This is a genomic window from Azospirillum aestuarii (genome assembly GCF_016632405.1).
Taxonomy (GTDB): domain Bacteria; phylum Pseudomonadota; class Alphaproteobacteria; order Azospirillales; family Azospirillaceae; genus Azospirillum; species Azospirillum aestuarii.
Genome location: NZ_JAEPIV010000040.1, coordinates 1 through 12,442 on the forward strand (window position 1 = coordinate 1; position 12,442 = coordinate 12,442).

The 12,442-nt window shown below is 71.7% G+C and carries 8 protein-coding genes; 3 read left to right on the forward strand and 5 right to left on the reverse strand.

The genetic code is table 11. The annotated features are described in order from the left end of the window. Nucleotides 1–224: 224 nt before the first annotated feature. From cysC to JJL56_RS30065, 5 genes are all read right to left on the reverse strand, one after another. Complete coding sequence (gene cysC / locus JJL56_RS30045; protein WP_200487519.1) at nt 225–2,078, reverse strand: adenylyl-sulfate kinase; 1,854 nt, start codon at nt 2,076–2,078, stop codon at nt 225–227. Further along, nucleotides 2,078–2,983 carry a sulfate adenylyltransferase subunit CysD gene (cysD, locus tag JJL56_RS30050; protein ID WP_200487520.1) on the reverse strand — a complete coding sequence of 302 codons (906 nt, stop codon included), beginning with the start codon at nt 2,981–2,983 and terminating at the stop codon, nt 2,078–2,080. Before cysD ends, cysC begins: the two co-directional genes overlap by 1 nt. A gap of 73 nt (nt 2,984–3,056) precedes the next feature. Further along, nucleotides 3,057–5,540: a glycosyltransferase gene (locus JJL56_RS30055; RefSeq protein WP_200487521.1), complete on the reverse strand. Its 2,484-nt coding sequence runs from the start codon at nt 5,538–5,540 to the stop codon at nt 3,057–3,059. Next, complete coding sequence (locus JJL56_RS30060) at nt 5,537–6,682, reverse strand: glycosyltransferase family 61 protein (RefSeq protein ID WP_200487522.1); 1,146 nt, start codon at nt 6,680–6,682, stop codon at nt 5,537–5,539. The genes JJL56_RS30055 and JJL56_RS30060 overlap by 4 nt, the downstream gene beginning before the upstream one ends. Before the next feature lie 108 nt (nt 6,683–6,790). After that, nucleotides 6,791–7,753, reverse strand: coding sequence for a glycosyltransferase family 2 protein (locus tag JJL56_RS30065; protein WP_200487523.1), 963 nt, complete (start codon nt 7,751–7,753; stop codon nt 6,791–6,793). Between the two features lie 123 nt (nt 7,754–7,876). Here JJL56_RS30065 and JJL56_RS30070 point away from each other — a divergent pair, with 123 nt between their 5' ends. The 3 genes from JJL56_RS30070 (at nt 7,877) to JJL56_RS30080 (ending at nt 12,429) form a co-directional block, all read left to right on the forward strand. After that, nucleotides 7,877–9,310, forward strand: a complete 1,434-nt coding sequence (locus tag JJL56_RS30070) for a DUF2142 domain-containing protein (RefSeq protein ID WP_200487524.1) — start codon at nt 7,877–7,879, stop codon at nt 9,308–9,310. A gap of 108 nt (nt 9,311–9,418) precedes the next feature. Continuing rightward, nucleotides 9,419–10,519, forward strand: coding sequence for a hypothetical protein (locus JJL56_RS30075; protein WP_200487525.1), 1,101 nt, complete (start codon nt 9,419–9,421; stop codon nt 10,517–10,519). Nucleotides 10,520–10,629: 110 nt separating this feature from the next. After that, complete coding sequence (locus JJL56_RS30080; protein WP_200487526.1) at nt 10,630–12,429, forward strand: class I SAM-dependent methyltransferase; 1,800 nt, start codon at nt 10,630–10,632, stop codon at nt 12,427–12,429. Nucleotides 12,430–12,442 lie beyond the last annotated feature (13 nt).

Sequence of the window (12,442 nt, forward strand, 5' to 3'; positions counted from 1 at the left end):
CCAAGGAAGCCGGCGCCGCCGGTCACCAGGACGCGCCGATTGTAGCTACGGATTCCGGTCATGGAGTCTCTCTGGGCATTGAACTGGCCAGCCGATCGGCGCTGCCGGCGATCGGAAGCCTAGTGTGAGGATTGTGGGTGCAGATGGCCGCAACCGTGGAGATTTGGCAAGCGATTATGCCGCTCGGGCCTGTGGAGAGATGCGGCCTTTCAGCCTGCCGCGGCTCAGGTTCCGGCGATGCCTCTCAGGCGCAGGGCCTCCACCACCCGTTCGGCGAGCGCGTCGGCATCCGTCCCCGTGTCCAGCCGCAACTCCGGAGCGTCCGGCGCCTCGTAGGGGGAGTCCACCCCGGTGAAGTTGCGCAGGGTTCCGGTCCGCGCCTTGGCGTACAGACCCTTGGGATCGCGCCGCATGCATTCCTCCAGCGGCGTGTCCACGAAGATCTCCAGAAAGGCGCCGTCCGGCAAAAGGGCGCGCACCGCCTCCCGCTCCGCCCGGAAGGGGGCGATGAAGGCGCACAGCACGATCAGCCCGGCCTCGGTCATCAGCTTCGCCACCTCGCCGACGCGCCGGATGTTCTCCACCCGGTCGGCGTCGGTGAAGCCCAGGTCGCGGTTCAGCCCCAGCCGGACGTTGTCGCCGTCCAGCATCATCGTGTGGTGGCCGAGCGCGTGCAGCCGCCGCTCCACCCGGTTGGCGATGGTGGATTTGCCGGCCCCCGACAGGCCCGTGAACCACAGGACCGCCGGGCGCTGCCGCTTGAGCGCCGCGCGCTCCTCGCCGGACACCGCCAGCTCCTGCCGGTGCAGGTTGGCGGCGCGGCGCAGGGGATGCCGGATCATCCCGGCGCCGACGGTCCGGTTGGAGAAGCGGTCCACCAGGATGAAGGAGCCGGTGTGGCGGTTGGCCTCGTAGGCGTCGAAGGCGAGCGGCGCCGCGGTGGACAGGTTGCACAGACCGACCGCGTTCAGCTCCAGCACCGTGGCGGCGCCATGCTCCAGAGTCTCCACGTTCAGCGTGTGGCGCAGCGCGGTGACCGTCGCCGGAACCCATCGGGCACCCGCGCGCAGCAGGTAGGAACGGCCGGGGATGAGCGGCTCCTCCCCCATCCACAGCAGATGCGCGGCGAACTGGTCGGCCACCTCCGGCGCGTCTTCCGGCTTGGCCAGAAGGTCGCCGCGCCCGGCGTCCACCGCCTCTTCCAGCGTCACGGTCACCGCGTCGCCGGTTTGTGCCCGTGCCACGTCGCCGTCGAAGGTGACGATCCGGGCGATCCGGGTGGACCGCCCCGATGGCCACACCGTCACGGCGTCCCCCGCCCCCAGGTTCCCCGACAGGACCGTTCCGGACAGGCCACGGAAATCCGGGCCTGGACGGTTCACCCACTCCACCAGGAAGCGCAGCGGGCCTTCCCCCGCCGCCCCCTCGTCCACGTCGGCGGTTTCCAGATGCTCCAGAAGGGTGGGGCCGTGGTGCCAGGGCATGGCCGCGGACCGGTGGACGACGTTGTCGCCGCGCCGCGCCGACAGCGGGATCGCCGTCACCGAGCGGAATTTGAGGGGAGCGGAGAAGCCCGCGAAGCCCTGCCGGATCGCGGCGAAGACGGCCTCGCCGTCCTCCACCAGGTCCATCTTGTTGACGGCCAGCACGATATGGCGGACGCCCATCAGGGATGCGACGATGGCGTGGCGCCGCGTCTGGGTCAGCAGCCCCTTGCGCGCATCCACCAGCAGCACGGCGAGCAACGCGGTGGAGGCGGCGGTCGCCATGTTGCGGGTGTACTGCTCGTGCCCCGGCGCGTCGGCGACGATGAAGCTGCGGCGGGGGGTGGCGAAGTAGCGGTGCGCGACGTCGATGGTGATGCCCTGCTCGCGCTCCGCCTCCAGCCCGTCCACCAGCAGGGAGAAATCGATTCCGTCCTCCTCCTCCGTCCGGCCCCGGCTGTCGCGCCGCACCTGCTCCAGAACGTCGTCGGGGACCAGCCCGGCATCGTGCAGGAGCCGCCCGATCAGCGTGGACTTGCCGTCGTCCACCGACCCGCAGGTGAGGAAGCGCAGCAGGCTCTGCCCGGTGCCCATCAGAAATACCCTTCCCGCTTCTTGCGCTCCATGGAGGCCGGCTCGTCCCCGTCGATCAGGCGGCCCTGCCGCTCGGAGGACTTCGAGGCCCGCATCTCCGCGAGGATCTCCTCCACCGTCGCGGCATCGGACTCGATGGCCCCGCTCAGCGGGTAGCAGCCGAGCGTCCGGAAACGCACCCGGCGCATCTCCGGAACCTCGCCGGGGTCCAGCGGCAGCCGCCCGTCGTCCACCATGATGAGCGCGCCTCCGCGGCGCACCACCGGGCGCTCCGCCGCGAAATAGAGCGGCACCACGGGGATGGCCTGCGCGGCGACGTAGCGCCAGACGTCCATCTCGGTCCAGTTCGACAGCGGGAAGACGCGGACCGACTCCCCCGGCCGGATGCGCGTGTTCCACAGGCGCCACGGCTCGGGCCGCTGGTCCCGCGGGTCCCAGGCGTGGGCGGCGTTGCGGATGGAGAAGACGCGCTCCTTGGCGCGGCTCTTCTCCTCGTCGCGCCGGGCGCCGCCGATGGCCGCGTCGAAGCCGTGACGGTCGAGCGCCTGGCGCAGCGCCTCGGTCTTCATGACGCGGGTGTGGAGCGCGGAGCCGGATCGGACCGGGTCGATGCCCCGGGCCACCCCATCCTGGTTCGTATGGACGATCAGCTCCAGCCCCAGCCGCCGCACCGTCGCGTCGCGGAAGGCGATCATCTCCCGGAACTTCCAGCCGGTGTCCACATGCAGCAGCGGGAAGGGCATGGGCGAGGGGTGGAAGGCCTTGCGCGCCAGATGCAGAAGGACGCCGCTGTCCTTGCCGATGGAATAGAGCAGGACCGGCTTGCCGAAGCTGGCCGCGGTCTCGCGCAGAATGGCGATGGCTTCCGCTTCGAGCAGACGGAGGTCGTCGGGCAGGGGCGGCATCGGTTCTCCGGGCGGCGGGACGCTCGGGCAATGGTGACGCAGTCCCGTCCCGCGCGGAAAGAGCCCGGCCGGGCTACCTCTCCCCCTTGTCTTCCACCGCCCGCAGCAGGGCGGACAGCGCGGCTTCCGGTGTGATGGGGGAGACGACGAAACCGTTCGGCCAGTGGCGCAGCCGCTCGGCGGGCGCGCCGATGTCGAAGGCGCCGACCGGCAGGCACAGCCCGACCACCTCGTCCAGCACGTAGCAGTGGGTTTCCGGCCAGATCGCCGGCAGGAAGACGGCACGGCAGCCCCGTTCGGCGAACCGTTTGGGAAGCTCCGCCGGTTCGTAGGCGCCGTTGTCGTGGAAATGGGGCGAGCGGATCGGGCGGTCGATGTTTCCGAACAGCTCGAAGCGCAGCGGCAGGCGGTGCGCCTCGGCCAGCCGGATCATCGCCTCCAGCACGCGCGAGCCCTTGGCCACCCCGATGCCCCCGACCACCGCCACCGGGGCCGGTTCCGTTCCTGGCACCGGATCGGGGCGGGGCAGCGGCGCCACCGTCACATGCCCGGCCAGATGGGGCATGATCCGCACCCGGTCGTCGCGCAGCGTGAAGGCCCGGCGCAGGACGGCGAGAGCGCTCCGGGAAAAGACAATGTGACGGTCTGCCAGATCGAAGAAGCCCTGCCACATCCGGCGGTGCTCCGCCGGATCGAAGGACGCGGCGTCGAAGGGGGCTTCGCCGACGGGCCGGTGGAGATGCCCGTTGGCCGGGATGCAGGCCCGGCAACGCTCCAGGTCCGGCACGCCGCAGAAGCGGTCTTCGGCGTCGATCAGGTTCAGCGACGGGCAGACCGGGAAATAGTCGTGGTGGAGCAGGCGCAGCGGGACGCCCCGCTCGGTCCGCAGCGTCCGGACGGCCTCCATGACCGCCGCCGGGGCGGCGTAGCCGACGAGCGAGCCGACCGTGATCCCCGCCAGCGGCAGGGTCCGGGCGAGGGCCGTCAGGTCGGGCAGGCCGTTGGCCGGAAAGCGCAGCGGCTCCATGTCCCGGTGCAGCAGTTCGATGTCGAGCGCACCGTCCGGCATGCCGGGCACCGGGCGCCGCGCCGGCTGGACCAGCAGGACGGCGGAGCCGCCCGCGTGAAGCCGCGCGATCTCCGCGGCGCGGAAGGTGGCGGAGCCGCCGCCGCCCGCATGGTCGAACAGCAGCTCCGTCTTCGGACCGCCCAGCCGGCCCTGGGCCACGGCGGCGGCGGCGGCGCGGACGGGGCGCAGCGGATCGGCGCGGATGAAGTCCTGCACCTCCGCGTCGAACTCCGGATGGCGTTGCCGGATGATCTCCCCGGAGGCGGCGATGCGCTCCTGCTTCTCCCGGCTGGTGAAACTGCCGCCGTGCCGGTGGTGGACGTAGAGGTTGGGCACCGCCACGTTGACGAAGCCGTGCCGCCGGGCGCGCCGGCACCAGTCCACCTCCTCGCCGTAGCCGCGCCCGAAGGCGTCGAGGTCGAGGCCGCCGGCCGTGTGCAACGCCTGCCGGTTCAGCGCCATGCAGAAGCCGACGCCGGTCGGCACCTCCACCGGCGGCAGGTCCGCCATCGCCGCGAAGGCCGCGTCGATGTCCCCGACCGCCGCACCCAGGAAGGGGGCGTTGTCCTCCGGCATGGCCGGGAAGCCGCAGATGGTGGCGGCGTTGCTCAGGGGCGTGGTGCTGGCGATGCGGGGGTCCCGCTCGATCGGGCCGACCAGCCGCTCCAGCCAGCCGGGCGGCAGCTCGACGTCGGTGTTCAGCAGGACGATGTGACCGTCCGGGTTCAGCCGGGCCGCCACCTCCATCCCGGCGGCGACGGCCCGCGGATAGCCCTCGTTGCGGCCCTTGGCGACCACCGTCGCCTGATCGAGGGAGACGCCGAGCGCCACCAGGAAGGCGGTGATGCTGCGGTCCGGGTTGCCGTCGTCCACGAAGATCAGGCGGTGGCGCGGCTCCACCGTGTCGAGCAGCCCGTGCAGCAGCGGGGTCAGGAATTCCTTGCCGCCATAGACCGGGACGATGATGGAGACCGGCGCGGCGAGGGGCGCCGCCGGGCGGGGCGATGCGGCGAACAGGCCGAGCGCGTTGCCCGCCCGCGCCAGCTCCGGCGGCAGGGCGGTGGCGAAGCGGGGGCCGCGCTCGGTCAGGAAGCGGTGGTCCAGCACCGCGACGCCGCTGCCCATGGCGGGTTCCCAGCTCCGCAGCGACAGCCCGTCGCGGACCAGGAGCGGCAGGGCCGCCTCCTCCGCCGCCGCGCTGGTCCCGGCGGTCAGCCGCAGTTCCACCGCCGTGGCGTTGGGGGGCAGGGGGGCGGCCAGCTCGAAGCCGGAACGGTCGGCCAGGGGCTGTTCCAGGGCGAGGCCCACGTCGTGGCGGTCGATCCCCATCCGCCGCCGCGCGGCGGGGGAGGGCGGCGCGCCGTCCACCCAGACGTCCACCCGGCAGGGACCGTAGCGGTGATGGAAGGCCCAGCCCTCCACCCGCAGGTCGGTGCCGACGGTGACCCGGTCGATGCAGACGGTGAAGCCGGAGGAACTCCCGGTCATGATGGCTCTCCGGTGGGGGCGGCGGCGAAGGTCGGACCGAAGAGGGCGGCGGCGTCCTCGGGGTCCAGGACCAGGTCGGTGTCCCACGGCATGTTGCCGCGGACCGGACCCGCCGGAACGCAGCGGATCTCCGTGTAGTCGAGGCCGCGCAGCGCGGCGATGAACCAGAAGAAGGTGTCGGGCATGCCGGCGGGGGCCAGGGCGGTCACCGGGGTTCCCGGTGCGGCGAAGGCGATGTTGGTCAGGGCCGCCCCCATGACGCCGGCGATCCCCGCCGCCCCCTTGAACAGAGCGATCTGCGCCGGCAGGGGGAGCAGAGCCGGTTCCACCGGGACGATCCCCGCCTCCTGCGCGCGCATCAGCAGCGCGTCCTCCTCCACGAGCCGGCGGAATCCCGCCGCCTGCCGGGTGACGAAGAGGGGCCTGCCGGCCTGCATCACGGCTGGCCCCATCATGGCTGCTTGGCCTTCAACCGCGCGGGCGAGGGCGTCGGCGCAGTCCATGACCAGGGGGGACATGTAGACGCCGTGCTCGCTCAGCCCTTCCACCAGAAGCAGTTCGGCGAAGCGCCGCGGGGCGTTCCCGGCGGCGACGATGCGGGACGGGGCGATCCCCAGCAGGGCGAGGGACGCGGCCATGGTGGAGCGCAGCGGTTCCGGCGCCTCCGCCACGAGGAAGCGCGCCTCCAGCTCCGGACACCGGCTGTGGACGAGATGCGCCCTGGGCAGCATCTCCATCATCCAGTGGCCGTAGTTGCCGACGCCGCGCTTCTTGCACAGGACGACCGGGCCGGTCCGGTCGATGGCGTTCCCGTCGATGCCGACTTGATCGATGGCTGCCAGAACGGCGTCGTGGGTTTCGGCGACCTCCACCGGGCTGTGCTGGGTGACGGTGTCGCGGTAGAGAGCGCCGTCGCGGTCGAAAACCAGCCCTTCCCGGGCGACCCAGACGTCGCGCAGCCGCAGCACGCGGACCCGCCGCTCGGCGAAGCGGCCCATGCCCCAGGTTCCCTCCATAGCGCGCAGGGCGGCGTCGGTGATCCGGTCGCGATGGCGGATGCGGGGCGGCGGCGCGTCGAAGGCCGGGGACGGCAGGACGAGCAGATCCCCGTCGGTCGGCAGGCAGAGCGGCGTGGGTGGCATGGGAAACGGTCCAAGGGGACGGTTCCGGACGGAACCGGGCGCGACTATAGCGGCAGCCGGAAGGCGGACAAAGAACAAGGAGGGCCGTGGAAAGAAAAGGCTCGCGCCTCACCCCGTTCGCCGGGGCGTCAGCAGGCCGGGCAGGGACCGCCACAGGAGCAGACTGCCGCGCAGCACCGCGCGGGCGTCCGCCGGAGAGCGGGAGGCGAGCGCGTGGGCCAGCCGTACCAGCGGTTCTACCGTCAGGGTCGCTGCCGTCACCAGGGAAGCGGCGGGGGCGGAAAAATGCTTGGCGGCGAATTGTATCCGGCTGCGCAGGGCGTAGAACAGCCGCCGGTCGCGCACCTGGTCGGTGGTGCCGCAACCCTTGTGGAACGCTTCCGCCCCGGCGAAATGCACCACCTCCCAGCCGGCACGGCGCGCGCGCAGGCACAGGTCCACGTCGTCGAAATAGACGAAGAAGCGCTCGTCGAAGCCGCCCAGCTCCTCGAACAGGGAACGCCGGATCAGCAGGAAGGCGCCCATCACCTGATCGACGGGGCGGCTGTTCAGATGGTCCCACTCGGTCATGAAATGCGGCGGGAACAGGCCGGGCGCCAGCCGGTCCAGCCCCACCGCCTGGGCGAGGATGCGGCCCGGCGTCGGCGCCCGCGCGCAGGACTGCTGGGTCCGTCCCGCCTCGTCCACCAGCCGGACGCCGAGGATTCCGATGCGCGCCTGCGCCGGCTCCGCCAGGAAGGCGAGCGCTGGGGCGAGCGACCGGTCCGACAGCCGGGTGTCCGGGTTCAGGAACAGCAGCCAGTCGGCCCGCGATCCGGCGGCGCCCTGGTTGCAGGCGGCGGCGAAGCCGCGGTTCTCCGGGTTGCGCAGGACGGTCAGCGGCCCGCCGCCTGCAACCAGGGCGCCGGCCTCCAGCCCGTCCGCCGACCCGTCGGCGGAGGCGTTGTCCACCACCACCATAACTTCCAGAGCAAAGTCACCGGTCAGCGCCGAAGGCACCGAGGCGGCGCAGGCGCGCAGCAGGTCTCCGGCGTTCCAGTTCACGGTGATGATGCGGACGCTCGGGATCATGGCCGGTGCGGGGAGATTCGGCGTTCCAGCCGCCGGGAGAATGTGGTCTGTTACCGCGCTCTCCCCGTCCGGGGCAACGTCTGTCCGGCGTGAAGGAAGAAAAAAGAGAGGATGCCCGGCCGCATGCGCACGATCTCCCGGTCTGGATCCGGCCGGCTCGGGCGGCTTCTGGTCGCCGGTTTCGCCGTTCTTTTCTATCTGGTCTTCAGCGGGCTTCTTCTCGTGGCGACCCCGCCCTACGCCGGGCTGGACGAGCCGTTCCACTGGCAGCGGGTGCTGCAGATTGCCCAGGGCCGCTTCCTGGCGGAGGAGCTTGGCCCCAACTCCTGGGGCGGGCCGATCGACCGGGCCAGCTACCTCCACATGCTCCACTACGTCGAGTTGATCCAGAGGCACGCCCCGGTCGATGCCGCGCAGGCCCGCGCGCTGTCCGACCATCTCGCCACCCTGCCGCCGCGGGACGAGCTGGTGCCCTTTCCCAGCTCGGCCAGCTTCGCGCCGCTCGCCTATCTGCCGCAGGCCGCCTTCACCGCCGCGGCGCGCGCCTGGGGGCTGGGTCCGCTCGACCAGATGCATGCGGGGCGGATCGGCAACGCCATGGCCTACGGGCTGATGGTGCTGGCGGTCCTGTGGGCGCTGCCCGGCGGTCGGCTGGTCTTCGCGGCGCTCGCTCTGTCGCCCTTCGCCTTGCAGAGCGCCTGCTCGCTCAGCGCCGACCCCCTAAACCTGACGATTCCCGCCCTGCTGCTGGCCCTGGTCTGGCGGTTCCGCGACCGTGGCGCGCCGCTCGCGCCGCTGGAGGTGGCGGGGCTGCTGGCCCTCTCGGTGGCGCTCGGCTTCCTGAAGCTGACTATGGCGCCCTTCGCCGCGGCGGTGTTCTATCTGCCGGGCGCTGTGGCGGGCGGGATGCGGGGCCGGATCGCGCTCACCGCGCTCTGCCTCGGCCTCGCGCTGGGCATCGCGCTGTCGTGGAACATGGCCTATCCCTTCGTCCCCGGCCCCTATTGGGGCACGGCCGCCGATCCGGCGGCGCAGATCGCGGCCATGCGCGCCGACCCGCTGGAAACGCTGCGGATCTTCGCCACCACCACGCGGGATTGGGCGATCATGTGGTGGCGCGACGGCTACGGGCGCTACGGCGGTCACCCGCCGCCCTGGAGCGGCTATGCCGACGACCGGCTGATCCTGGCGGCCCTGTGGGTCCTGCTGGCTCTGGCCCTGTGCGACGGCGCCCGCCGCCGCGATCCGGTGATCGGGGTGGGCTATCTGCTGCCGGCTCCAGTCTATGTGCTGCTCGTCATGGCGGCCTTCTGGGTCGGCTTCACCCCGGTCGGGGCGGACATGGTGCTGGGGCTCCAGGGCCGCTATTTCCTGCCGGCGCAGGTTCTGGTCGTCCTGGCGCTCGCGGCGGCGGCGGGACCCTGGACCCCGGCGCACCTGCGCCACAGGCTGCGGCTCGGGCTGTTCACCCTCTTCATGGCGCTGAACGGCGCGGTTCTGCTGGACGTTCTGGCCGCCTGGGAAAGACTGTGGGTTCCGGCGGGCGGCGTGAATTGACAGTAGCGTGAATTGACAGCGGCGGCGTGCAACGCCTATCTGTTGCGGCCCCTTTCTCCTTCCCGCGCCGGTGGCGGTGCCGCCTGCGGAGCCTCCCAGGACAGTCGCATGGAACAGCGCCCCTCCGCCCTCCGCCTCGCCGCCAGGACGCTCCGCACCGCTCTGACGCGGACCGGTCTGATCGAACCGCCCCCGCCTTCCCGCAAGCCCTTCGTTTACGCCGTCGAGGTCTTCTGGTGCGACCGCGACGGCGCCTATCTGGAGGGCTGGATTCACGCCTATGAGCGGCGAGTCCTGACCCTGCGCGTCGCCGCGGGGGAAGACGCCTACGAGATCACCGGCTTCGCCCCCCGCCCCGACGTGCTGCCCCATTACGCGGAGTTCCCCAACAGCGCGGAGAGCGGTTTCAAGCTCTATCTTCCCTGGCGGGCCGGCACTCCGGTGACCTTCGAGGTGATCACCGCCGACGACCGCTTCGTCGAGACGATCGAGCTTCCCCGCTCCCCCGAGGCCACCCGCAAGCCCTACTGCCTGACCGACGGCAGCGCTTGGCAGGATCCCAAGCCGGAGCACGGCGCCGCGGAGCAGGCGTTCGAGGACTTCCAGCGCGCGGTGAACGAGCGCAAGCTGGTCGTCGCCGAGGTCGGCGCCCGCGTGGTCAGCTCGCAGATGAGCCCGCTGCGCGCCGCCTTCGCCGGGGCGGAGCGCTACATCGGCATGGACATCCACGCCGCCCCCAACGTCGACGTGGTCGGCGACGCCCACTACATCCACGACCTGATCGGAAAGGAGGCCGCCGGGGCGGTCTTCTCGCTGTCAGTGATGGAGCATCTGGCCCAGCCCTGGCTGTTCGCCTACGGCGTGAACCGGGCCTTGCAGGTGGGCGGCCTGACCTATCACCTGACCCACCAGTCTTGGCCCCTGCACGAGGAGCCGAACGACTTCTGGCGCTTCAGCGACGAAGGGCTGAAGGTGCTGTTCGGTCCGGCCATGGGGTTCGAGGTGATTGCCGCCGGGCTGAGCAGCCGCGTGCGCATCTATCCGGACCAGCGCCAGCCGGCGCAGGCGCTGATGCCGCTGGTGTCCTCCTTCGGCGGCGCCTTCGTGCTGGCGCGCAAGGTGCGGGACCTGCCGGACGGGGCGGTGGCTTGGCCGACCGACCGCGACACGTCGGAAGACCGCGCCAAGCATTATCCGCAGCGCGGCTGAACCCGGCATCGAAGGCGCGGCATCAAAGGCATTGCGCTTTGCCGAGTGTTTCCCTTAGGTCATCCCGCAGCGTTGCGGGCGGATACAGCATTTTCGAGGGCAGGGGACTGATGGATACGATCTCGTGGGATTCCGTGTCGTGGGAAGACGGCGGCGAGACGATGCCGGCGGTCTGCCCGGCCTGCGGCAACGCGGCGGCCAAGCCGGTGCGCCTGAAGGTCCGTTCCCCCTGGCCGCCGAACCCGGTCCAGTCGCTGGTGGTGTGCGGCGCCTGCGGCACCGCCGCCTACCCGACGCTGGCCCAGCCGCCCTACGAGGCCGTGTTCGACCCGCTGGTCGCCTGCTATCTGGAGCAGAACGCCGGCATCGATAGCATGGCCCGCGTCCTGTCCTCGGTCGAGCCGTCGCAGGTGAAGCGCTATCTGGAGCTGGGCTGCGGCTACGGGCTTCTGCTCGACTACGCGCGCACGGTGTTCGGCTGGCAGGTCCGCGGCTTCGACCCCGGCTTCAGCGCCCAGGAGGGGCGGCAGACGCTGGGCGTGGACATCGCCCACAGCTATCTGGAGAAGCCGGAGGACGCCGGGGAACCCCATGACCTCGTCTTCTGCTCCGAGGTCATCGAGCATGTCTTCGATCCCATCGGCCTGCTGACCCTGCTGCGGGATGTGCTGACCCCCGGCGGCACGCTGATGCTGACCACGCCGAGCGCCGGGGCGATCCACGCCGGCACGCGGCCCGGCACGCTGCTGTCGCTTCTCAGCCCCGGCTATCACTTCGTGCTGTTCAGCAAGGAGGGGATGGAGACGATCCTGCGCCGCGCCGGCTTCGCCGACGTGCGCGTGGTCGATCAGGGCCATTCGCTGCTGGCCGCCGCCTCGCCGGGGACGCTGTCGGTCGACTTCGACCGTCCCTACGACCGCCGGCTCTACCGCTCCTACCTGGAGACGCGCATCCCGACGCTGGACGCGGCGTCGCCGCTCGGCCTCGGCTACCGCTACCGCCTGCTGAAGGAGCTGACCCACGCCGGCGACTACGCCGCCGCCCGCGGTACCGCGGATCGGGTGGCCGACGCGCTGCGCCTGCGCTGGGACCATCTGGACCTGTCCGACCCCGCCGCCCTGCTGGCCCATCTGAAGGCGGACCCGGTGCCGCAGGGGGTGGAGCCCTACCACGCGACGGCGCCCTTCAACCTGTGCGGCATCCTCTATTTCCACGGCATGCTGGCTTGGCAGCTCGACGGACGCCGGGATCTGGCGGCCCTGTGGTTCGAAGCCTCCGCGCTCGCCGGAGAGCGGATGCGCGCGGCCCTGCACGTCATCGGCGCCGACGACGGCGAGACGGAGGAGCTGTCCTGGCGCGCCCGCGCCAACATCCCGCATGTCCTGGCCTGGGACGCGCCGGACCGGGCGGCGGAGGGTGCGGCCGCGCTCGGCACCCTCGAAAGCCCGTTGCTGCGCGAGCGCATTCCCGGCGACATCCTGGAGGACGCGCAGCGCAAGATCTTCGTGGATCTGGTCAATCTCGGCCAGTACAAGGCGGCGGACCGGCTGGCCGCGGCGGTGGAAGCCGCCCTGCCGGAGAGCGGCGCCGTCCTGGCCTCCACCGCCTTCGCGCTCGGCATCCTGACGCTGAACCACCGTAAGGCGCCGCGTAGCGCCGCGGCCTTCTTCGGGCGCGCCCACCGGGCCTGCCTGGACCTGCCCGACCGCGCCACCGCGCCGATCGTCCAGGCCCTGCTGTGGCCGGCGCTGTTCCACCAGGGGCAGGCACTGGTCAACGCCGGAAAGAAGGACGAGGCGGGCGAGGCCCTGCGCGGCCTGCTGAAGCCCGAGGCCGGCCTGCCGTCCGTGCCGCTCGACCTGCGGGCGCGGACGGAGCTTCTGGTCCGCACCCAGCGCCTGCCCACCTGACCGCGAGCCAGAG

Bases quoted from the DNA above. Each gene is read 5' to 3' on its own strand.
- JJL56_RS30075 (WP_200487525.1), top strand. From the start codon at position 9,419: ATGGAACAGCGCCCCTCCGCCCTCCGCCTCGCCGCCAGGACGCTCCGC.
- cysD (WP_200487520.1), bottom strand. From the start codon at position 2,983: ATGCCGCCCCTGCCCGACGACCTCCGTCTGCTCGAAGCGGAAGCCATC.
- JJL56_RS30065 (WP_200487523.1), bottom strand. From the start codon at position 7,753: ATGATCCCGAGCGTCCGCATCATCACCGTGAACTGGAACGCCGGAGAC.
- JJL56_RS30055 (WP_200487521.1), bottom strand. From the start codon at position 5,540: ATGACCGGGAGTTCCTCCGGCTTCACCGTCTGCATCGACCGGGTCACC.
- cysC (WP_200487519.1), bottom strand. From the start codon at position 2,078: ATGGGCACCGGGCAGAGCCTGCTGCGCTTCCTCACCTGCGGGTCGGTG.
- JJL56_RS30060 (WP_200487522.1), bottom strand. From the start codon at position 6,682: ATGCCACCCACGCCGCTCTGCCTGCCGACCGACGGGGATCTGCTCGTC.
- JJL56_RS30070 (WP_200487524.1), top strand. From the start codon at position 7,877: ATGCGCACGATCTCCCGGTCTGGATCCGGCCGGCTCGGGCGGCTTCTG.
- JJL56_RS30080 (WP_200487526.1), top strand. From the start codon at position 10,630: ATGGATACGATCTCGTGGGATTCCGTGTCGTGGGAAGACGGCGGCGAG.